At 65.2% G+C, this 22,500-nt stretch carries 14 protein-coding genes and 1 pseudogene; 8 read left to right on the forward strand and 7 right to left on the reverse strand.

Features of this window, described 5'->3' with window-relative positions; genetic code table 11:
• The first annotated feature begins 12 nt into the window (after nt 1–12).
• On the forward strand, nt 13–423 hold the full coding sequence (locus DI269_RS01720; RefSeq protein WP_157974697.1) for a sigma factor-like helix-turn-helix DNA-binding protein: 411 nt from the start codon (nt 13–15) through the stop codon (nt 421–423).
• 105 nt (nt 424–528) lie between these two features.
• Complete coding sequence (locus DI269_RS28515; RefSeq protein ID WP_269814127.1) at nt 529–651, forward strand: hypothetical protein; 123 nt, start codon at nt 529–531, stop codon at nt 649–651.
• 360 nt (nt 652–1,011) lie between these two features.
• Here DI269_RS28515 and DI269_RS01725 read toward each other — a convergent pair whose 3' ends face one another.
• From DI269_RS01725 to DI269_RS01735, 3 genes are read right to left on the reverse strand one after another with little or no spacing between them, the layout of a single operon-like run.
• Nucleotides 1,012–1,542: a hypothetical protein gene (locus DI269_RS01725; RefSeq protein ID WP_198667052.1), complete on the reverse strand. Its 531-nt coding sequence runs from the start codon at nt 1,540–1,542 to the stop codon at nt 1,012–1,014.
• Nucleotides 1,530–10,619, reverse strand: coding sequence for a LamG-like jellyroll fold domain-containing protein (locus DI269_RS28520; RefSeq protein ID WP_112133425.1), 9,090 nt, complete (start codon nt 10,617–10,619; stop codon nt 1,530–1,532). The genes DI269_RS01725 and DI269_RS28520 overlap by 13 nt, the downstream gene beginning before the upstream one ends.
• Before the next feature lie 60 nt (nt 10,620–10,679).
• Nucleotides 10,680–12,197 (reverse strand): VCBS repeat-containing protein, encoded by a 1,518-nt coding sequence (locus tag DI269_RS01735; protein ID WP_332871922.1) that lies wholly within the window; start codon nt 12,195–12,197, stop codon nt 10,680–10,682.
• A 616-nt stretch (nt 12,198–12,813) separates the two neighbouring features.
• Between DI269_RS01735 and DI269_RS01740 the strand changes: the two genes are divergently transcribed.
• Complete coding sequence (locus DI269_RS01740; protein ID WP_157974699.1) at nt 12,814–13,164, forward strand: sigma factor-like helix-turn-helix DNA-binding protein; 351 nt, start codon at nt 12,814–12,816, stop codon at nt 13,162–13,164.
• 313 nt (nt 13,165–13,477) lie between these two features.
• On the forward strand, nt 13,478–14,131 hold the full coding sequence (locus tag DI269_RS26690) for a hypothetical protein (RefSeq protein ID WP_157974700.1): 654 nt from the start codon (nt 13,478–13,480) through the stop codon (nt 14,129–14,131).
• Here DI269_RS26690 and DI269_RS01745 read toward each other — a convergent pair.
• Nucleotides 14,055–15,911, reverse strand: coding sequence for a pentapeptide repeat-containing protein (locus tag DI269_RS01745; RefSeq protein WP_157974701.1), 1,857 nt, complete (start codon nt 15,909–15,911; stop codon nt 14,055–14,057). The two genes, DI269_RS26690 and DI269_RS01745, sit on opposite strands and share 77 nt — an antisense overlap.
• A 314-nt stretch (nt 15,912–16,225) precedes the next feature.
• Here DI269_RS01745 and DI269_RS01750 point away from each other — a divergent pair.
• From DI269_RS01750 to DI269_RS01760, 3 genes and pseudogenes are all read left to right on the forward strand, one after another.
• Nucleotides 16,226–16,438: pseudogene (locus DI269_RS01750) on the forward strand (transposase family protein); the annotation flags it as partial.
• Nucleotides 16,439–16,644: 206 nt separating this feature from the next.
• On the forward strand, nt 16,645–17,745 hold the full coding sequence (locus DI269_RS01755; RefSeq protein ID WP_112133429.1) for a hypothetical protein: 1,101 nt from the start codon (nt 16,645–16,647) through the stop codon (nt 17,743–17,745).
• A gap of 42 nt (nt 17,746–17,787) precedes the next feature.
• Nucleotides 17,788–18,599, forward strand: a protein-coding gene (locus DI269_RS01760) for an IS5 family transposase (protein ID WP_408612254.1) whose coding sequence is annotated in 2 segments (ribosomal slippage) — nt 17,788–18,133 and nt 18,133–18,599 — 813 coding nt in all. Because the reading frame shifts where the segments join, the coding sequence is not laid out codon by codon here.
• A 24-nt stretch (nt 18,600–18,623) separates the two neighbouring features.
• On the opposite strand, the gene DI269_RS01765 is transcribed toward DI269_RS01760, so the two are convergent.
• Nucleotides 18,624–19,607: a hypothetical protein gene (locus tag DI269_RS01765; protein WP_157974702.1), complete on the reverse strand. Its 984-nt coding sequence runs from the start codon at nt 19,605–19,607 to the stop codon at nt 18,624–18,626.
• A 376-nt stretch (nt 19,608–19,983) separates the two neighbouring features.
• Nucleotides 19,984–20,991, reverse strand: coding sequence for a hypothetical protein (locus DI269_RS01770; protein WP_112133432.1), 1,008 nt, complete (start codon nt 20,989–20,991; stop codon nt 19,984–19,986).
• 499 nt (nt 20,992–21,490) lie between these two features.
• Here DI269_RS01770 and DI269_RS01775 point away from each other — a divergent pair, with 499 nt between their 5' ends.
• Nucleotides 21,491–21,850 carry a sigma-70 family RNA polymerase sigma factor gene (locus tag DI269_RS01775; RefSeq protein ID WP_112133433.1) on the forward strand — a complete coding sequence of 120 codons (360 nt, stop codon included), beginning with the start codon at nt 21,491–21,493 and terminating at the stop codon, nt 21,848–21,850.
• Between the two features lie 313 nt (nt 21,851–22,163).
• On the opposite strand, the gene DI269_RS01785 is transcribed toward DI269_RS01775, so the two are convergent.
• Nucleotides 22,164–22,500 (reverse strand): hypothetical protein (locus DI269_RS01785; RefSeq protein ID WP_157974703.1); only part of this gene is annotated, 337 nt, incomplete at its 5' end.

Consider the following 22,500-nt stretch of genomic DNA (forward strand, 5'->3'; position numbering starts at 1 on the left):
CTATCCGGCCCGTTGCCCACCCACGACCCCGAAACCGGCCCATCGCCCCTCGCCTCCACCGGCGACCAGCCCCAGGTCGCCTACCCACCAGCACCCCCGCGCACGCTCGACAAACGCCTCTCCCCCACCGACCGAGATGAGTTGATCGCCGCCTTCAACGCCGGCGCCAGCCAGCAGCACCTCGCCACCAAGTACGGCATCAGTATCCGAAGCGTCAAACGCCTCGCCCACGGCAACTCCAACCGACCCCAAGCCATCAACAACCGCCTCACCCCCGAACAACGAGACGCCATCATCCACACGTTCGCATCGACTGCAGCCACCCAAGCCGAACTCGCCCGCGACTACGGCGTCGACACCAGCACCATCAAACGCATCCTCCGCCAAGCCCGGAGCACTGAGCCAGGTGACACGTTCGCCTGAACCATGGCCAGCACCGCCCCAACCTCCCCAGAGGGAGGAGTCCGGCATGAGACTCTCGCTCGATGACCTCCACCGAGAAACGCATCCGCGTCATCGGGAAACGGCGTGCACAGCTCAACCTTCACGCACCTGGCTGACCTCCTCGCCACCGCTGCACAAACAGAACTGCTCGCCGAAGAAGACCTCGATCCCCGGCCGCCCACCCGCATTGAGCGGCCCGAGGAGTAGCAAGGACCTTGGACGCGGATTTCACAACGGTGGGTATTAGGGAGCACGAATGTAGTGCTCAGTCAAGACTTTGGATACCCCCACACGCCGTTGCAGCCTACGTAACGATCGTTGCGACCCTCGCAGCATCAGCCGGAGAACGCCGCTGACCAGAACCTCGGCAAGTTAAGGCGCCATCGCCGCTTCGCGATACATTGAACCCCATTTCAGGCGAGCCGCGACGCAGATCCCCTGGTCAATGATCAGCCTGATGAGCAAACGCCTTATAGGGCAGTCAGCGCCCACGTGGGGAGCCATCGCCGAATCCGACCAAGCGGCATGATTCGAGACTAAATGCCCTCTAGGAGAGTTAGGTTACGGTCAGGGAGCTACCACGTTGGGGTTATCACTCGGGAAACTCCCAGGCATGCCCGGAATGGTGAAGTCTCTGCGGTACACCGCGGCAAGGAAATCCACGGCACCCATCGCGTACTCCGACCAGTCACCGTTCGCCCCCATGACCACGACCGGCCAGCCGTCAGGGGACTCCGACTCTGTTCGCCAATAGAAGTAATCTCCTGAGTACGACCACCCCCAAAGCAGAAGCCCGCCGGGCTCTGGAAAAGGGACATATCCTGCAGCGTCACCCTCCTCTCCCCAATCCTGGAGAATCTCGGCCGCTTGTCGATGAGCGACAACGTACGACGACTCCCGCCCTGGCTGAGGCAGCTCAAGGCGAAGAAAATCTTCGAATACCAGTACCGGATACGCCTCCGCCAGAACACAGAAATCGGAAGGAAGCACTGCACCCAGGTCTTCGTGCAGCACATCCCAGCCCACCCGACGCGGTACGGCAGCACGAAACTGCACCATCGCGGGGACAGCGGACTCCAGCCTCATCAACGCGGACATGGCGTCTGCTGCGTAGCATTGTTCATGATCGTCTCTTGGAACAAAAGTCCATCCTCTGTATAGGTTGTCATAGTGATACTTTCAGGTATCCCTGTACTGGAGTTGTAATTGAGTTCTCCACTGTACTGTACCCAGTTCCCTGCTTTCAGCTGTTGTACTATCCGATTCTCGCAGCGCCTCATCGCGCCTTGATTCATCAGCCAGACCCCGGTGAACAGGTTCTCCTCGATCCATGCGCCGTAGAACTTATCAGCCAGGATATGCGATCGGTGGTACCTGGCGCCTTGAGAGTCCTCGCCCCCCTCAGGGAACCCGTGCACGTCGACACTTGCGCCATCGTCACGCGGAGTACGAGTCGGCTTAAGGTCACTGGGGCAGATCAGCGCGTCCACCCCTTGGGCACGGTTATCCACCAACGGTTCGTAGTGGTACCGCAGTGACCTGTCCTGCGAGTCACACCTTTCATCATTTTCGTCCTCCGGATAAGAAGGGGGTTCGTCAGCAGGAACGACGTTCGTTTCTTCAGCCTCATCGATTTTATTGCCCTGCGAGTTTTCTTCAGCGTTTGCATCGTTATTCATAATCAGGCCGTCAAGAATATCAATTGCGGTTAGCGTAGCCGCCGCAGCCAATGCCGTTCCCACAGGAAGGGTATTCAGGGCATGAAGGTTCAGCACAGGGATGAATGGAATCCAGTCGGGGATATCCAGATCCCAAGGATCGTAGCCCCAGTCAGAACCATCACCTTTCTCATCGCCCAGCGTTCCAAAATTACCGCACCTGCAGTTCGAACCTCGCGGCTGGTACTTTCCTCGGTTGAAACTCTGATTCTTTCCGCTGCCGTTGGCATAAATGCCCGTTACTTTGCCGAAGGCATCATTCGCAGCGTCATATGAAGTCTGCCCCCAGTTGTCACATCGACCACGAATACACTCGTTCGTCGCAACGCCAACGCCGTAGCCGACAGACATTGCCGCAATCTCAGCCAGGAACAGTCCGTTCATGATCGTTGTCAATTCCCCGTCATGACCGCTTGGGTCGCTGTAGCTGACCGGCGATCCGTTGCCGTAAAGGAAGCGATTTGACTGGGTGATCGGGATTGGCGCGAGTTGCCAGGTGTCGCGGGTGGTGAAGGTGCCGGTGTCGGGGTTGTACCAGCGGGCGTGGGCGTTGGTTTCTTTGGTGGTGGGGTCGGTGTAGCCGCCTTGGAAGGTGAGGGTGGTGTCGGTGGTGTCGGGGAGGGGGTTGCCGAAGGGGTCGAGGCCGCCGCCAGCGATGAGGTCTCCGGTGGTGGGGTTGATGACGGCGATGAGGTCACCGTGGTTGTCGGTCCAGGACAGGCCGGTGATGCCGTCTTGGGATTGGGTGATGATGCCGCCCGCCGGGTCGCGGACGATGCGGTCGGTGCCGCCGCCGCTGGGGGTGGCGGTGAGGTTGTTGGTCAGGCCGTCGTAGGCGAAGGTGGCGTTGCCGTTGCGGGCAATGAGTCTGCCGAGGGCGTCGTATTGGTTGGTGCCGGTCTGGCCGTCGACGGCTGCGGTCTTGAGTTGTTCGAAGGCGTCGAAGGCGTAGTCGGTCTGGACGCCTTCAGCGTCTTCGTGGGTCGAGGTGGTGCCGCGGGCGGTGTAGGTCCAGGTCTCGTCCACGGTGGGCGTGGTGGTCTGGGTCTGCCAGGTGCCGCCGGTCTCGACGCATTGAACGGGGCCGTCCATGGCTTCGGTGAGGCGGTTGCGTTCGTCGTAGAGGTAGAGGCGGGTGGTGGCCGCTTGGTCGCCGCATTCGGTGTCCCACCGGTTGGTGGCGATGCGGTTGGAGCCCGCGTCCCAGGTGTACGTGGTTTCGATCCCGGTGGCGTCGGTCCAGGAGGTCAGGCGCCCTTGGGTGTCGTAGCCGTAGGTCTGGGTTCCCTCGTTGGGCAGGCCGGTGCTGGTCTTCTCGGTGAGGAGTTGGCCGTCGTATTCGTATGCGAGGGAGCGCGACTGGCCGTCGGTGTTGACGGTGTCGGTCGCGAGCTTGCCGTACCCGGTGTAGGTGAAGGTGCGGGTGGCTTCGCCGGAGGTGATGCCGGCGAGTTGACCGTCGCTGCGCCACTGGTAGGTGTGGACGGTGTCGGTGACCGGGTCCGAGAGCGTGGTGAGGCGGCCGTCGGTGTAGGTGAAGCTGGTGGTGCCGGCGGCGTCGGTTCGCTCGGTGAGCTGGCCGTCGGCGTTGTATTCGTACGTGGCGTCTTGAGCACCGGTGATCGCGGTGATCAGGCCGCGGTCGCTGTATTCGACGGTGATGTCGCCGAGGTCGGAGGAGAAGCCGGTGAGGTTGCCGATCGCGTCCCAGGTGTAGTGCTTGACGGTGGTGGCGGCTTCGGCGCCGGTGCCGGACTCGGTGGTCTTGCGGCCGAGGCGGTCGTATTCGGCGGTCTGGACGACGCCGCCGGGGAGGTGCTGCTCGACGGCGTTGCCGGCGATGTCGTAGAGGGTGGTCCAGGTGCGGTCGGCCAGATCGGGATCGGAGGTGGTGGCCGGTTCGATGGTCGTGTCCTGGAGGCCCCAGTTGTTGAAGCCGTAGACGGTGGTGTTGCCGTTGCCGTCGACCATGCGGGTCTGGTTGCCCAGAAGGTCGTAGCCGAGGGAGACGGTGATCGCGCTGGTGCCAGAGACGGTGCCGGTGGTGGTCGTGAGGTGGCCGGCGGTGTCGTAGGTGTAGGTGGTGTCGGGTGCGGCGCAAACGCGGCGGGCGATGGTGGTCGCGGCCGTCGTCCGTCCGGAGAGGTCGTAGCGGTTCTGGGCGCATTCGACGCTCGCCCAGCCTGATCCGGTGTTGGTTTCCGAGGTCTCTTTGACGGGGTTGCCGAGGACGTCGGTGATGGTTTTCAGGCGTCGGGCGATGCCGTCGCCGCCGGCTGCGAATGTGGCGGTCGTCTGGGTGGCCGCTGAGTGGGCGTAGGAGGTGGTGACTCCTGCGGGGTCGGTGACGGTCTTGGTCCGGCCGAGCGCGTCGTAGGTGTAGGTGGTCTGCTCTCCCGCCGGGGTGGTCTCGGTCAGGAGCTGTCCGGCATTGTCGTAGGTGTAGTTGCTGGTGAAGTAGGCCAGGTCGGTGTCGGTGCGTTCGGTGGCCGAGGCAGTTGCGATGCGGCCGAAGGCGTCGTAGGTGGCGGTGGTGAGCGCGCCGTTGGCGTCGGTCTGCGCGATGATCTGCCCTGCGCGGTCGTACTCGAATGAGCTGACCGGTGCCGTCTGCGGCCCGTTGCCGTCCGGGTCGGGACTGGTGACGCTCAGGGTGCGCCCGTAGGGGTCGTACTCGTATGAGGTGACCGATCCGCGCGGGTCGGCTTCGGTGGCGACCAGGCCGCCGGGCCGGTACGAGGTGAGGATCTGGGGAGTGACCGCTCCGCTTGCGCCGGCGGCAGTCCCGGCGGGCAGGAGGGTCTTGACCGGGCGACCGGAGGTGTCGTATTCGGTCTCGGTGACGTTGCCGTCGGCGTCCTCAAGGTGGGTGAGTTCGCCGAAGGCGTTGTAGCCGTACGTGGTGACCGGTGACAGGGTGCCTTCGTCCGCGCCGTCGATCCAGACGGTGCGGGCCGCGCCGGTGACGGTCTCGACCTGTCCGAGGGTGTTGTAGGTGTAGGTCTCGGCGCCGTCGGTGCCGGTCTGGGCGGTCGCGAGCAGGCCCTCCTTGTTGTAGGTGTTCGCGGTCTTGGTGACCACGCAGGAGAAGCCGCTGTCGGTGAGGCAGGTGCCTTCGACCGCGGGGGCAGTGGTCCAGGTGGCGGTGACGCTGCCGGCGGCGGTGTACGTGTAGGTGTCGGTGCGGTATGCGGTGCTGCCGTACTTGTAGGTGAGGCCGGTGGTGCGTCCGGTCTTGTCGTAGGTGTAGCTCGTGGCGTCGGCGATCCCGGTGGGGTCGACGGTCATCGTGGTGGGCCAGTTGCGGGCGTTGAACTCGGTCTGGGTGACGGTGCCTACGGCGTCGGTGGCCTTGACGGGGTTGCCGGCCTTGTCGTACTCGTACTGGGCGGTGACGGTCTCTGTGCCGTTAGGTGCGGTGTGGAGGTCGCGTTTGACGGTGCCGTCGCCCCAGTACTCCCAGGAGGTCGTGCGCCCGAGCGCATCGGTGGTGGAGGCGTTCCAGTTGTTGTCGTAGTAGGTGCGGTACTCCAACAGCAGTTCGGTCGCGTTCGGGTCGGCCGGGTCGACGCCGGGACCGACCGCGGAGGTGGTGAGCAGGCGCCCGCGTTGGTCGTACGTGTAGGTGAGTTCGAGTCCGGTGGAGGTGGTCTCGGCGGCCAGCAGGCCGGCGTCGTTCCAGCGTTGCAGGCCGGTGGATCCGTCGGGGTAGTGCGTGGCGATCAGGCGCCCGGCGGCGTCGTAGTCGTAGTTCGTGGTCCGGACCTTGAGCGGGTCGGCGGTGTCCCAAGAGGAGGTGCTGTCCAGGAGCCCGTACTGGTCGTAGGCATAGGTCTGCTGGAGCTGGTGCGCTTCGCCGGTGACGGGGTTGGTGAATGCGGTGCCGGTGCTGGTCAGGGTGTGCCCGACCGCATCCAGCGTCTCGGTCACGGTGTCCCTCACTTGGAGGACGCTGTTGACGTACCAGCCGATCTGGGTGGAAGTGAGCCGGCCGAGGAGGTCGTACCCGTAGCGGGTGACCTGCCCTGAGGGGGATCGCACCTCGACGAGGTCGCCGGCCTTGTTGTAGGAGTACTTGGTGATGCCGGTACCGGTCTCGTCGGTGACGGTCTTGGTGAGGCCGGCCGGGACGGTGCCGCCGCCCACCGCTTCTTCGGTGCCCGAGGTGTAGGCGGTGACCACCGTGCCGCTCGGGTTGGAGGTGCTGGTGGACGAGCCGGGGTAGGTGGTGGTCAGGAGTTGGCCCTGCGCGTTGTAGGTGTATCCGGTCGCGTAGGTGTTGTCCGTCGCCGAGGTGGAGCGCCCGTCGCGTTCGGACTCCACGCGGCCGTCGGTGAGGTTGAACGGATCGGTCGAGGTGAGGTAGGTGGTGTAGCTGGTCGAGCAGTCGCCGTCGGCGCGGCAGGTCTTGACCGAGGTGCGTCGTCCCTTGTCGTCGGTGGTGTACTCGGTGACCAGGCCGACTTCGTCCTGTTGGGCCGAGACGAATCCGGCTTCGTTGTACGCCCAGGTGGCGGTGCCGATCGCGTCGGAGCGGGAGACGAGGCGGCCGTTGTGGGCGGCGTCGTAGGTGTAGACCTCGCTCTTGCCGTAGCTGGAGGACAGGGTCACCAGCCGGTCGGTGTCGACGAGGTTGACTTCGGACAGGTCCCAGCTGGCGCCGTTGGTGTCGGTGAGCGCTTCGACTCGGCCGGTGGTGCGGTCGTAGTCGATGTCCCAGACCGCATGGCCTTGGTCGTTGACGACGCTGGTCATGCGGGAGGTGCCGGCGAATCCGGCCTGGTAGCGGAACGCGACTTCTTCGGAGGTGAGCGTCCGGGTGTACAGCGACAGGTCGTCCAGTTCCCCGGAGTAGGGGTAGTAGGCCTTGCCGGCGGGCATGCCCGGCCAGCCTTCGTCGCCCCAGCCGTTGCCGACGAGGGCCTTCCCGCAGGTGTACTGGTCGACGGTGCGGCCGGACTCGGTGTCGACGGCCACGCCGTCGATGTAGAGCCACTGCTGGGTGGCGGCGGAGGTGACCGCCACGTGGTGCCATTTGCCGTCGTCGACGGCGGCGGTCGAGGTGAGCTCCTGCTGTTTGGGGGTTCCGGAGTTCATCCAGAAGCCGGTGCGCAGATAGCCGGTGGTGTCGAGGAAGAGCAGTGGGTTGTTGCAGCCCGAGGCGGTCGATCCCTCGTCGTACTTCTGGATCGAGAACAGGATGCCGCGTTCGCCGGGTTCGGCTCGGAACCACATCTCGATGCCGACGGTGATGGAGCCGCCCATGAGGTTGTCGGGCAGCTGGGCGACGCTGACGGGGTTGGCGCCCAGGTCGAGTGCACGCCCGTCGGAGGAGGCGAGGCCGCCGCCGACCGGGGTGTGGAGCAGGCCGGTGGTCCGGGCGTCGTACTCGGCCTGGACGTCGGCCGCCCGGTTCGCCAGGCTCGCGCCGATCGCGATGTCGTCGAAGGAGTAGTAGGCCTTCGGGTTCGCGTCCTGCACTGCCGCTTCGTAGAACGAGGTGGACTCGTACTCGTAGGTGGTGCAGTCGAGGGTCGACAGCGGAGAGCACACCTTGGTGAGCAGGTCGCCGGTGTAGGTGTAGGTCCAACGCGTGGACTGGCCACCGGTCTGGGCCGCGGGCACCACGACTGCGGTGACGTGCGATCCGGTCCATTCCAGCGTGAGGTAGCGGGTGGAGGCGTCGTCGGTGACCTTGGTGAGCTTCCCGGAGGTGTTGTAGGTCAGCGATTGGGAGCGGCCGAACGCGTCGGTGATGCGCACCAGCTGCCCGCTGGCGTTGAACTCTCGCGTCTCACCGCCGCTGTCGCGCAACCGGTATCCGGTCGAGATGGCGCCCAGCTGCATCGACTCGCCCAGCGGCGACGCGAAGGTGCCGTCGGGGTTCTTGCCGAACCGCACCGTGCGGCCCGATTCGAGGACGACCAGCACGGTCGCGGTCGCTTCGACGGTCAGCCGCTGGTCCCACGGCGTCGACCACCCGGTACCGAAGGCGCCGCCGGTGCGCAGGTCCTGCGAGTTGTAGGTGCGCTGCGCCGCCAGCGCGGGGCCGACCGCGGTGATCTGGGCGTCGGTGACGGTCTGGGTGAAGTTGCCGATCTGGGGGTTCAGGCCCGGGACGGTCGAACCGTCGTCGGCACCGGCCAGGTGGGAGGTGACCGGCGGTTGCGCCGGTTGCGGTGTCAGCTCGATCGCGGGGGTCCAGGCAGATGGGGTGGTGCCGTCGGAGACCTGGGCGTACCAGTAGGCGGCGTCGCCCCAGGTGAGGAAGTTCGCGGGGATCTTCCAGGCCGCCGTCGTCTGCCAGGCCGATTCCTGGCAACCGCTGGTGGTGACCACGGGGTCGGTGCAGATCTTGTACCGGTACTGCGCGCTGGCCGCGGAGGAGTCGACGTCGTTGAACTTCACCCACAGTGTCGGCTGGTTGGCGTCGATGGTGGCGCCGTCGCCGGGGCTGTTGCCCAGGATCTGCGGGGGCAGGTTGACGACATTGAATCTGGCCCAGGAGACCGGCAGGTAGTACGGCGAGGAGGTGAACCAGGTGCCGCTGGGATCGGCCATGGAGATGGAGAGCTTGTACTGCCCGGGCGGGAGGGCGCCGACGGTGGCGGTGAAGGTGGCCGAGCCGTGGGGGGCGACGTCCTTGGGGGCGTAGAAGGGTCCTTCGCTGGCGCGGACGGCGTTGCCGTTGAGGTCGTGGACCTTGACGCGCAGGTTGTAGCCGGTTCCGGCCTTCCAGGTGGCCGAGCCCCAGTTGGTGACGGTGATGGGCAGGGTGCCGGCCTGGGCGGCGGTCACCGCGGTGGTGAAGCCGCCATTGGGAAGGGTGTAGGTGGCGCCCTGGTCGGAGTAGACGACGTCCATGAAGGGCGCGGCCGCGGGGATGGAGGTCTGGCGGGACGCGAACCGCTTGTAGCCCTTCTCGTCGGTGCGTGAGGCCTCGATGCGGAAGCCGTAGAAGGATTCCTGGTCGTGGACCCATTGGGTCACCTGCCAGGGGTCGAGGGTGAACGTCTCCCAGGCGTCGCCGCAGTTGGAGTTGTAGCCGTGGGCGAAGCTCTTGGAGGTCAGGGCGGTGGAGTCGTAGGCGGGTCCGGGCCACGACATCGTCGAGTCGGCCAGCCAGGACTCGGTGATGCGGTAGACCTTGACCGTTTTGGCGGTGCACGACCAGGAGTAGGTGTTGTACAGGCTCAGGGTGACGCCGCGGATGTACTTGTTGTCCAGGGCGTTCATGGCGTCGCTGAACTTCAGCAGGCCCGCGGCGGTGTTGCCGTCGACGTACCCGACCTTGATCTCGCCCTCGCCGGAGAAGTTGTTCGTGTAGGGCTTTTGGACGTAGGTGTCGCCTGAGGTCAGGCCGTTGGCGCTACTGAGGGTCGGGTCGACGGTGATGGGGAAGACGCGGTCGGGGTCAGCCAGCCACGCCTCGTCCAGGCTCACTCGCAGGGCGGTGCCGCCGTTGTAGTCGATGATCTCGTAGTCGAGGTCGTAGGTGCGGTCGCCTTCGCCGGTCATTTCGTCGATGTCGCCGTCCTCGGCGAATCCCGCGGGGACGGCGGCGACGGCTTCGCCGGCGGCGTTCAGGAACAGGACCGACCCGGAGGTTTCGTCGACTTCGGCGGTCACGCCGTTGAGGTCGAGCGGGAACGTCCAGGTCGCTCCGGCGCTGTCGTCGGCGAGGATGATGTCGGCTTTCGCGCCCCATCCGGCGACGCTGAACCGCATGTCGGTCGCAGGCAGGATCTCCTCGTAGGTGATCTGGTGACCGTCGATGACCGCTGCCGACGCGTCGGCTCCGGCCATGCCGTAGGCGATCTCGGCGCCGTCGGCGGCGAAACGGATGAGGTCGCTCTCATCGGCGTTCTTTGCGAAGGACACGTCGGCGGCGGCTTCGGGGACCCAGCGGTCCTCGTCGCCGAGTTCGAGGTCGGGGTCGATCGGCACATAGGCGCCGTTCTCTTCGACGAAGGCCGGGGCCTGGTAGACCCGGAGCGTGCTCGTGCCGTCCGGGTTGGCGTAGACGGTGCTCGTCTCGGTGCGCTCGGCGATCTGCTCCTGGGAGACGCCCTCGACGTATCCGGTGGGGACGGTCGCAGTCTCGGTCTCCAGTGCGACCGTTTGCGGTTCGGCCTCGAACGGCTCGGACTGCACCTGGCCCGGGGCCGACTCCTCCTCGGATCCGGGGAAGCCGGTGTCCCAGTCGACCTCCATGTCGGCGGTGCCGTCACCGGCGGCGACATCGACCTCCTCGCTCTGGGGCCCTTCGGACGACCCGCCGAACGGCCACCACGGCAGCGAGCCGTCGCCGGCGCTGAACGGCAGGGGCGCGAATGCCATCAGGCCGGCCACCAGCGAGAGCATGACCGAGTAGTGGAACCAGCGGGTCAGCTGGCGTGCACGGTCGCGGGCTGCCAGCGGCAGGGGCCGGTCGGGGCGGCGGGGAGCGGAGGACATCGGTATTCCGTTCTAGGCGTGCAAGGGGTGCGGGGCGAGGTTCGAGGGTGACCGCGGCGGTCAGATCATGCTGGAGCCGAATGAGCCGACGGTGGCTTCGCTGACGCCCCAGTCGGAGGGCCGGTACACCGCGACCGGGTCTTCGCCGTCGGAGACCAGGTCGTTCCAGGGGACGGCGTACACCGCAGGTGACTCCGCCAGTGGGTCGGCGATCATCAAATGGTTGACGGTGGCGTAGATCCAGGTGCCCAGCTGCATGTCCGAGCGCCAGTCCGCGCCTGCGTCGTTGAGCTCGGAGGTGGGGTCGAAGCCGTGGTCGCCCGGGGCGCCGATGAGGGAGAAGCCCTGCACCCAGCCGCGATCGGTGTACGGGCGGACCGTGCCGACGTCTTCGCCCGGGCTGCCGACCGCCAGTAGGACGTCGTCCCACGTCACGACGGCGCCCGGGGTGCGGTTGACCGCCGATAGCGATGCGCCGAAGAGGTCACCGGGCTCGAACGCGCCGGCCACCCCAGAGGTGTCCTGGTCGAAGGCGAGCCGCTCGGTGACCGCACCGGCAGCATCGAGCTCGAACACCCAGCCGCCGTCGACGTCAGTGGTGCCGTCCTCGCCAGGAGCCGATACCGCCAGGACCGTCGCAGTCGTGGTCGAGGTCGGCCGGTAGTCCACCATGTCGAGCGAGTATCCCATGAGGTCGCCGGTCTCGGCCGAGCCGGAAATGAGGTCCGATCCCTGGTCGGCACTCCCGAGCTGCGGCGGCACCGTCGTCGCCCCGTTCTGAGTGAAGACCTGCACGAAACCCGCCCGCAGCGCGGTACCGCCGGACTCACCGGGGCTGCCGATCGCGAGCCGAGTCTCCGTGCCCGCCACCGCGTATCCGAACAGGTCGCCCGCTTCGGCGCTCCCGCCGACGCCGTCAGAGTTCTGGTGGATCGCCACCCCCGCGCTCGGGGTCCGGTACATCGCCAGACCGGCGCTGTCGAAGCCGCTGACCATCTCGCCGGGTGCCCCTGCCAGCACGTAGGGCGTCCCGTTGCTCATCTTGCCCGCCGCAAGGGAGTACCCGAACTGGTCGCCGGCCTCATTGCCTTCGGCGCTCGCGAACGCCGTCTGCGGCCAGGTGACCGCCCCCGCCGTGTTCAGCCCGTCCGGGTGGCCGGGAATGAACACCACCACGCCGGCATCAGCGAGCGTGTTGTTCGACCAGTCCTCGAACGGAGTCCCCACCAAGAGGTCCGTACAGCCGTCCCCGTTCCAGTCGGTCGCGGCCAGCGCGTGCCCGAACCGGTCCCCGGCCGCAGCATCGTTGTCGGCGAAGTTGGCCTGCGTGATCGTCAGCTTGGTCCCGTCCCCGTAGGCGATATGCACCCGACCGGAGCGACTCGCGCTTCCGACGGTGGCATCAGGGTCGCCGATAGCGAGGTCAGTGAGTCCGTCGCCGTCGAAGTCAGTACCGCTGCCTGCAGTGCAGTCCAACGCGAACGCCGAGGTCGAGACCGCGAACAGGCCAACGCCCGCAAGCAGGAAAAGCACGATCGAACGAGAGATCGTGCGCGCCGTCCAACGGCGCTTGCGCACAGAGTCGGCTCGACCGGCACCGGGGCGATCGCCGTCGTCTGAGCTGATGGGGAGTGAGGTGCTCAAGGGTGTTGCTTTCAGTTATGAGGGAACCGCGGCGGGTGGGGAACGCGGCGAAGGTGAACATTAGACGACTCTCCGTCCTAAGTCAACCACGCCAGAGCAACCCATTCCCGGCGCGAGACTCGAAGCACGCCTTCTACATTGAACGGAAATCCCGCACCAACCGGACGGAAACAAGCCGAGCAGCGCAAAGCACTAGCCGCGCCACCCTGGACAAACCAACTCAACTTGAACTCGCGGAGCCTTGACCCTCGGTCGCGCCAGCCTGACCCTGCGGGCCACAGCCTGAAGCGCCAAGTACGGCTCCTTACGGAAGCCCTCAGGCGAATGGGTAGCCATGATGCGACTGCCCGGTTGCCGTGACGCAAACCCGCAATCCGAGAGCGCCACTACCTCACCATCCTCATACGAAAACACCGGGAACATCATCGATGCTCCCGGTGTCCGTTCTGTCGGCCTAACACTCGCTTATTCGAACCCAAACCCCCAGCTAGACGGCCTCCTCGAACGGCTAGCCGGACCATTGCCCGACCGCGGCCCCGAAACCGGGCCCGTGGCTCCCGACTCCCCCGAGCCCTCGGTCGCCTACCCGCCAGCACCCCCACGAGCGCTCGGGGCGCGCCTCTCCCCCACCGACCGAGATGAGTTGATCGCCGCCTTCAACGCCGGCGCCAGCCAGCAGCACCTCGCCACCAAGTACGGCATCAGCATCCGAAGCGTCAAACGCCTCGCCCACGGCAACTCCAACCGACCCCAAGCCACCGCCAACCGCCTCACCCCCGACCAGCGAGAAACTATCGTTCACACCTACGCCACCACCGGCACCACCCAAGCCGAACTCGCCCTCAGCTACAACGTCGACGTCAGCACCATCAAACGCATCCTGCGCGAGGCTCGGACATGACCGTGCGCACACCGCACTCTCAGCTGGTACGCCTTGCAAGTCGCGAATGACACGACAGGTATTGCTGCCGCCGATCGGTCCACCCCCGGCTAGGAGGGGAGCTCCATCCACTTCCGCGCCCAGGGCGGGCGTGGAGGTCCACCTCTACTTGGACGGGGAGCTCGATGAGCAGGACAGGGAGCACCAGCACAGCGTGGTGCATGTGAAATATGAGCCTTGGTCGCACACTCCGTCTCAAGGCGGCCCAGCGGGGAGGAAGATCCCCCCAAACCAAATCAAGGACACTGCTCAAGGCGTCCCTTATGGTTACAGAATGTCGAATTCCATGCGTATCTCGGTAACAGTCAATCTCGGCCCTGGCGCTCCAATAGGGACTATCAGTGCTCTACTGGATGATCTCAACGCTATTTGCCAGATTGGCGGCCAACTTGAGGAACGTGCGGTGAGGGCTGAAGCCCTGAAGGCCGTCCTACGTGATCCAGGGCTATGGGGCAAGGAAGAACTGGCTCTATCGGACATTCTACACAAGGACTCCGTTGTACCCTGGGTCTACGCCGAAGACTTGGTATCACCTGTTATCGAGCAAGGTATCGCCAGCTACATACGAGACCAGCAGTTGGCTCACGTCGGTGATGTCTACGTGGAGCGCATCGCCTATGCAAATCCACTCGAGGTATTCCTCCTGGGGGGAGCCCTCCTGCTCGCGCTCCTCAAGGGCTTGGAGCATGTCCGTGACTGGACCGCTCAAAGAAGTATCGGCCGATCGCAAGCTAGCGACTACGAACATCAAGTTCAAGTACAAAAGCAACTGCGCGATTACATGCTAGATCAAGTAATTTCTGGAAAGTTTCCCTTGAAGCCGGAACAGATCGACGACTTTGCCAGAGGTGTCACCGACCCATTTCGACGTCTGGGGCAGACCGAAGTCGAAGTTCAGAAGATCGAAGGAACAGCCCGGCGAAAATAGGCGATCCTGCGAGGATCGCTACTAATTTGGACGTATCGGCATGTGCTCGACGTAAGCGAGTCCACGCCAGTCGCCACGTGGCTCCGTCTGGCACAGTTACCCAACCAGCGGGCCACATGTGCTCAGATTCCTTGAAATCCAGGCAGTGCACTGTTGCGCCTGCAAATTGTATCTGTGGGGAAATCGCCTCGTCTCCGAATTGGAGACCGCGGAAGTATGCAGGTCCATGGAAATGCGTCTTTTCAAACTTGGCGCCATTGCCGAAGTGTGAAGCACTAAAGTTTACGAAGTCGTTGAAGTGCACCTCGCTGAATGTGGCGTGCTTGTCGAAGCGAGCTTGGACAAACCGGGCTGAGTGATCGAAGTGTGCTCCAGTGAACAGTGCATCACCATGGAAACGCGTCTGGTCGAGCCAGGCGTCACCTCCGAAATGCGTGCTAGCAAAGTTGGTGAAGACGCCGAATTTTGCTTTGGCGAACATGGCGTCAATGTCGAAATAGGCCTTGGCAAAGCTGGCGAAGTTGCCGAACTCAGCCCCGTTGAACATTGTGCGATTGTTGAAGCGCGCCTGGTCGAAAAGGGTCTCGCCATTGAATCGTGTCTCAGAGAACCAGGCGAACTCATCGAAGCGAGCTTCGCTAAATCCAGCAAGGCTATCGAATCGTGTCTCAGAGCACAGTGCATCGCTGTGGAAATGTGTCCCGTCGAACCTGGTGGGGCCGTGGAAGCGGGCGCGAATGAGGTCGACGATGCCATCAAAATGCACATTACTGAACGAGGTGCGACGGTGGAAGCAAGCATTCGAGGCTTTGAGGGTGGGCAGTCGGCAATGGCTGAAGTCGAGGTCAATCAGCGTTGCGCAGGCAAGGTTGACCTCTTTGAGATTCCAGTAGTCCGGTGACTCGGCGGGGGACGTAGCATCGCGTGCCTTCTCTGGGCGTGGGTCCTTGAGGTGTTCGGCCAGCAACCGCTGCGCAGTCAATCGCACCTCAAGCTCATCGGCGGCCTCAGCTTCGGCCTGGATCTCGGGCTCAGGGAGGTCCGATTCGTTTGCTGCGCCCGGGTTGGGCCACGTGAGGATATCGGTGGGTGGGGAGTAGCGACGTCGAAGGTAAGCGCACCAAACTTCGGCAATCTTTTCCCGCTGCCCAGGATGATCGCGTCCCAAACGGTCGAGTCCATACAGTCCGCCCAACCTGACCGGCGCCTTGTCGTGGCCGAGCTGCGCAACCGCCTGGATGTACTGCTCGGTGATCCGCCTCTGCTCCGCATCGTGCCGGGCGTCGGCAGCGACTTGCCGATCATGCTCATGTTCGCGTTCTTGCAGCCACTGCCTGCGGGCGAACAGTGCGAGTGTGGCGAGACCTCCGAAGCCGAACCCGATGGTGAACACCGTCTGGATGGCGCTGACCCTATCGGCGTCGCCATCGATCGACATCGGATCGACCAGCCGCCATGTCCCAGCCACCGCAGCAACGATCACCAAGACCGCTCCGAAGACTATCCATCCCCACCAACGCAATCGACCTTTGTCTCGCCTATCTCTCATGTCGCCAGTCTGCCGCAATACCTGAAGGATCGACATCCCGCGCTCGTGCCTCGGAGTATCGGTCGGGGCATTCTCCTGTACTACGCCACGGAACCCGGCGACGTCGCGGAAGAGAACGTGGCCGGGTTTGCCGTCGCTCGGTGTACCGGCGGCGGCCTGCGGCCAGCGCGTGGACCTGTCGTCGTCTCGCGCCCTGGCACCCACATGCTGGGACCGCTCGAACTGCGACACCTGATGATCGTGCTCGATGCCGAAGCGCACAATGCCGCTCGCGGTCCGGCTCCGACCGGGCGCTCCTGGGTACGCGGCGGTGAGGACAGTTAGGCGGCGCCCCGGGCGTGACTTCTAGAGCGTGCGTGCAGACCGCATTCGAACAACGTGGACCGCGCGACGCAGGCTGCAGGACTACCGCTGAAACGGCCCTCGCGGCACGGTCAAGCCTGGTGCGGCTCTTGGTCTGTTGCTCGTCAAGTGGGTTGTCCGGCTTCAGATCTCGTGCTCAGAGCCTGTCGTCGGTCGGTATGGTCCTGGGCTTCCGTTCCGCGATCATCCCGCACCGCCGTCGACCCGGCGAGGACCTGCCCTCCTGGAAGGAGCAGCACAACGCCTCGCACTGGCAGGTCAGGGCCCGCGTCGAGCACGCGTTCGCACGGATGAAGACCTGGAAAATCCTGCGGGACTGTCGGCTGCGTGGCGAGGGCGTCGCGATCGCGATGAGCGGCATCGCCCGCCTCCACAATCTCGCCCGCACCGCCTGAGCCACACCGAGCCGCTACGCACGTCCCCGTGATCAGCAGCTCCCCAACCAATAACGGGACAGCCTTTAGAGCGTGTCTCTGGTGGCGAGGGAGCTACTTGGATGGTTCGTGCGTCACCGCTCGGCGATGGTGTCGAGCAGGGCTTGAGTAGGGTGGCGTTTGCTGTTTCTGACCCCCTCTTGGAAGGCGGTGAGCGTATGCGTCGTATGGCGGTCTCACTGCTCGTCGGCTCAATGGCCCTCGCCGCTTGCGCCGGTCCGGGGCGGGAGGTGGACGGCGATGACGTCGCTCGGATCGAGCAGTCCCTGACCAACGGTTCCGAGCTGGCTTGGGAGCTCGTGCAGGCCGAAGCCCGTGTCGCGGCACGCTGTATGGAGGACGCAGGGTTCGAGGTCCACCATCCTTTTCTGCTGCACGGGAGCATGTATCCCGACCGGTTCGAGGGCTTCGCCTCCCCGTACAGCCGCATCCCCACCGTCGAGCAGGCCGAGAAGTTCGCCTTCGGGCAGTGGGTGTTCCACACCGAGACCCCTGCGGCCGAGGCGATGCGCACCGATCCGGACTATCTCGCGTTCGTCGCCGACGACATGGGCTGGAGCGACCCGGCCGAGGACACCGTCTACCAGGAGTGGCAGGCGCAAGACCAGGAATACCGGGACGCCTGGGAAGAGGCGTTCTACGGGCCCGAGCGGTTCGCCTACAACCAGGCGATGAACGAGGCGTTCGAGGCCGACCCGGACGCAGAGTTCGACCCCGGCCCCCAACCGCCGTTCGGCGGGTGCGAGCTGGAGACGCTCGAGATCGTCTACGACGGCCCCGGGCACCGCGAGACCGATGGTGAGGACGTCTGGCACCGGCCGCTGCCCGAGACGCCCCTGACGTGGGTCGGCGACGGCACCGTGTACGAGGAACTGTCGGCACAGTATGCCGACCAGGAACAGGACTTCCTGTTCTGCGTCCAGGACCTGGGCTACGGGGAGTGGGAGTTCGACAGTCTCGGCTGGCTGCCGGCCGCGTTCTACCTTCAGCAGCTGTACGACCCAGTGCCTGATGGCGAGGGCGGACCGGAGATCCCGCCATTGAACGATGAGGCCGAAGACGCCGATGACCCGCAGGCGTACGAGTTCGCGATGGCACTGGACTTCGCCCAGTGCGCCGAGACCTCGGGACTGCGGGACGGGTCCGAGGAGGCGTGGGCTGAACTCTATGTCGCACAGCTCATCGACCGCGAGACGGAGATCTACGCATGGGAGCAACAGATCAAGGACTACCTCGCCAACGCCCAGGATCACATCGCTGGACCCTGACCGCCCTGGCTCAAAGTTGGCGCCCAAGGGACCTGGTACGAGTTGGGGGTGACCGAATATGCGAAACGTCTGGTGCCCGACGGACTTTGGGCAATTACGTGCCCACTCGTTCCAGCCGCTCCCAGGAGGCCCCAAGGCGGTGGCAGCCCCCGAGTCGATGACCGGGCCGTGTTCGGCGCGATCGTGTTCGTGCTGACCACCGGCTGCGCCTGGCGACACCTCCCGCCGCTTTTCAGTGTCTCGCACCAGACCGCGCACCGGCGCTTCACCGAGTGGTCCGCGGCCGGACTCTGGGCCAAGCTCCACCGGGCGGTGCTCGACCGGCTCGGTGCCGCCGGCGACATCGACTGGTCCAGAGTGATCGTGGATGCGGCAGGCCTGCGGGCTAAAAAGGGGGATCACTGACCGGCCCCAACCCAGTCGATCGCGGCAAGGCGGGCAGCAAGATCCACGTCCTCACCGACAGAGACGGTCTGCCGCTCGCGCTCGGCGTCTCGGCCGCGAACATGCATGATTCGCAAGCCTTCGAGCCGCTAATCCAGGGCATTCCGAAGATCCGCTCCCGGCGCGGGCCGCGACGCCGCAAACCCGGGAAAGTTCACGCGGACAGGGCCTACGACATCCCCGATTGCCACCGCACGCTGCGCGAACGCCGGATCGGCGACCGGATCGCCCGCCGGGGCATCGAGTCCTCGACCAGGCTCGGGAAGCACCGGTGGGCTGTCGAGCGCACCATCGCCTGGCTCGGCGGCTATCGCCGCCTGACCCTCCGATACGAGCGCCACGGACACCTCTTCGCCGCATTCCTCGCCCTCGCCGCAGCCCTCACCTGCTACAAGAAACTCGCCAGCTGAGACATGCTCTAAGCCCTGGCCTGGTCAGACCATTTCGACCACGGGTGCATGGGTCGGGTCGGTGCCGCAGTGGAAGATCTGGAGGTCGGCGCCGCGGCCGATGACGATCTCGACAGCGTCCTCCACTCGATCGCCGTCCTCGACCGGTATCCAGTGCGGGGTACCCGAGCCCGCCCTGCGGGAGGCAGCGTTCAACAGCGGCTTCGCTTCGGCGCCGCACTCGCATCGCACCTCGAAGCCGTCGATCAGCATCCACAAGCTGCCGTGCCCGGCCACTTTCCAGCCTGGAGCCACCGCGAGCTCGCGATAGAAGAAGTCGTCGGTGATGCGTTCGTGCTCCTGAATGCGGTCGGCGAGGCCGGGAGGGAGGAGGTCGTAGTCGGGGTGCTCGATCACCGACTCCGGGGCGACAGTGCAGGGGTTCGGGACATAGTTCTCGAAGCCCACCAGGGTGTCCCCCGGTGGGAACGCGGCGACCATGGGCTGATCTGCCGTGTTCCGCCAGCGCAAATGGACTGCGGGCTGGTAGTCCTCCGCGTGGTCGAAAGGGCACCACAGCACTTGGAGGAGGTCGAACCGGTCGCGCAGCGGCAGCCCGGGGACGTCGCGGGTGAACAGCTGCGCGATGGGCAGGAGCGCCGCGGGCTCGGTCAGGGCCTCGGTCCGTCGGGTGCGGTCGGTTCGTGTTTCGTTGATCAGATCACGACGGGCCTCGTCCTCCGTGGAGAAGTTGAGCGGACCCATGCCGTCTGGTCCCCAGGCCCTCGCCATGATGCGGCGGTGTTCGGCTACTTCGTCCAAGGTGGCGAGCACGTCCCATTCGTGCGGGGCGGCGCAGGTAGGCCACGACTCGTCCTCGGGCCACAGCAAAGGCCCGCCGATGGAGGACTGATCAGCAGTCGGCCTGCCCCAGCGCGGATGCAGACGTATCGCAGTGCGGGCGAGAGGCGCGAGTTCAGGCCAGAGCTCGGCGACATCATACGGCCGGGCAGGAGAGGTGAACGGCATGGACGGAACTTCCAACTAAGTCGAGCAGAGTGATGGGCTTGGGAACTGTAACCCCGCGCACCGACAGCACTAGCGCTTGCCGAAGACCCTCTCCATGGCTGCGCAATCGCTGCCTTGCCACAGGAGGTGATGCGGTGCCAGAATACCGGATCCACAGTCTCGGCGAACCAGGACATAGAGCGCAGCTACCAGACAACAGCATCGGGTAACCCACTTCCGAACGACACCAAGCACGAGAAGCCGGTCACCAACCCGGCTACCTACCGTGAACAGCAAGTTTGGGCAGCTGATTACCGACTGCCCCAAGCGGGAACGATGCGGCTGGCACCGCTGCGGCTGCGTTTGGGGCCCGAAGTGGTTGAGCCGGCCGGGGCCTTCAGATCATGATGGTGACGGGTGGGTGTGCGGGGTCGGTGGCGCAGTGGAAGATCTGGAGGTCGTAGCCGCGGCCGATGGTGAGGTCGGGATCGGCGCGGTGCTGGTCGTGTTCGTCGACCAGGTGGCGCTCCTGGACGGGCATCCAGTGTGTCACCGTCTCGCGGTCCCATTCGGCCATGGCGATGTTCAGCAGCGGATGGGCGGGCGCACCGCACTGGCATCGGACGTCGAAGGCTTCGAACAGGCCCCAGGGCGCACCCCAGCCGCCGGTCTTCCAGCCGGGGACGACCGCGTTGTCGCGGTAGGCGTTGGCGTCCTCATCGCCTTCCCAGTCCTCGATTCGTGCGCGGAGGCCGGCGGGGAGCAGGTCGTAGTCGGGGTAGTCGGTGATCGTCTCGGGGGTGATGGTGCACGGCCGGGGAACGTAGTCCTTGCATCCGGCCACGGTGGTTCCCGGCGGCCGGGTGGCGGTGCCGGTGAAGGCGCCGCTGTTGCGCCAGAACAACCTGATGTCCGGCCAGGACTGACCGGGTTCATGGTCGAAAGGGCACCACAGGACTTGGAGCAGGTCGACCTCGTTGCCGAAGGGAAGGCCGGGCACATCGCGGTAGTAGAGCTGCGCGATCGGCAGCATGACCTGCGGTCCTTCAGGGTCGGTCGCACCCCACGGATTGCGGCCCGGGGCGTGCAGTCCGTCCAAGAACGCGCGCTCCTCGGGGGTGAACCGGTCGTTCCTGGTCACGTTCGTCCTCGCCCAGGCCGTCTTCATAGCCTGCCGGTACCGGGCGGCCTCGTCGACGGTCGCGACGTCGTACCAGGAGTGCGCACGGTCGCAGGTCGGCCAAGGCTCCTCGACCGGCCACCACAGCGGGCCGCCAATCGAGGACCGGTCGGTCGCCGGGTCGCCGATGCGCGGATGCAGGCGCACCGCCGTGCGCGCCAGGGGCACGAGCTCGGGCCAGAGCGCGGCAACGTCATACGGCCGCGCGGGAGTGGTGAGAGGCATGGACGGAACTTCCAACTGAGTCGAGCAGAGCGATCGGCTTGCGAACTGTAGCCCCACCCTCCGACAGCGCTGACGGCCGCCGAAGGCCCTCGTCCTTTCGCGTGGGCGATCGTGCACGGCATGTGTCAGGACCGAGGACTCCAGCCACACCACCTCGGACTCGAGGGGCCGGCGCGGCCCACCACCCGTCGAGCGCACCCACGCCAGGTCTACGAGGCCCTGCGAACCACGCCACGGTGCACAACTAAAAGGTAAGAACATCGGGTAGTCGACTACTGCACGACACCAGACCCCGAAGGCCGGTTACCGACCCGATTACCGGCCCCTGAACAGCAAGTTTGGGCAGCCGATTACCGACTGCCCAAAGATGAAACATATTCATAGTTATCAATACATTGTCGGCCTAACACTCGCTTATTCGAACCCAAACCCCCAGCTAGACGGCCTCCTCGAATGTCTGTCCGGTCCGTTGCCCACCCGCGGCCCCCAAACCGGGCCCGTGGCCCCCAACTCCCCCGAAACCCAGCCCCAGGTCGCCTACCCACCAGCACCCCCGCGCACGCTCGACAAACGCCTCTCCCCCACCGACCGAGACGACCTCATCGCCGCCTTCAACACCGGCACCACCCAGAAGACACTCGCCGCCAAATACGGCATCAGCACCCGCTCCATCAAACGCCTCGTCCACGGATTCTCGAACCGACCCCAAGCCACCAGAAACCGCCTCACGACTAGCCAGCGAGACGCCATCATCCACACCTACGCCACCACCGGCATTCCCCAGGCCCAACTCGCCCGCGACTATGGGGTTGACGTCAGCACCATAAAGCGGATCCTCCGCGAGGCCCGGAGTACCTAACCGAGCGAAGGCATCACCTGAACAAGGAGCAGCAATAGCCCGCAGCCTCTCGACACGCACCCCGGATGCTGAGCTCGCTCGATAACCACAGCGACAAACGCCTCCGCGTTCTCGGCAACCAACACCTGAATCTCGACCTCCGCGCACACCCACCTCCTCATCTCCACAGCCCGGACAGGATCGCTGACAGGCAAGGTGCCAGCGGCCGTCACCCACCTGGCCGTCTCCTGGGCGGCAGCCATTGGGTCAACGAATCCAGCATCGCCCGGATGGCAACTCCGCCTATGCGGGCGCCTGACGAAAGCCATTGGTGTTACTGGCCGTCGGCAGCCCATTGCCACAGCTGCAACCCGAGGGCAGACAACGTGCCAGCAGTAGCGAAGGGTTCCAGCGCCTCGGCGGCTTCGAGTTGAAGAGTCTCGGCAGCGTCCTGCTCAATGGATGCCAGACGGTACAAGGTGAAGGCTAGGAGCTCCGCACTGACCCGATGGCCCGGCGCCTGGGCCCACACGAGCCTAGCAATCTCCAGTGCACTTCCTGCGTACCGACTGGCATTCTCGGCATCCCCGGCCTCCTGAGCGAGATCACCCAACTTGTTGTAGGAGATCGACAGATCGCGCCGCGCCTGGATGCTCCCGGGGACCGCCTCG

The organism is Glycomyces dulcitolivorans, assembly GCF_003265355.1.
Taxonomy (GTDB): Bacteria; Actinomycetota; Actinomycetes; order Mycobacteriales; family Micromonosporaceae; genus Glycomyces; species Glycomyces dulcitolivorans.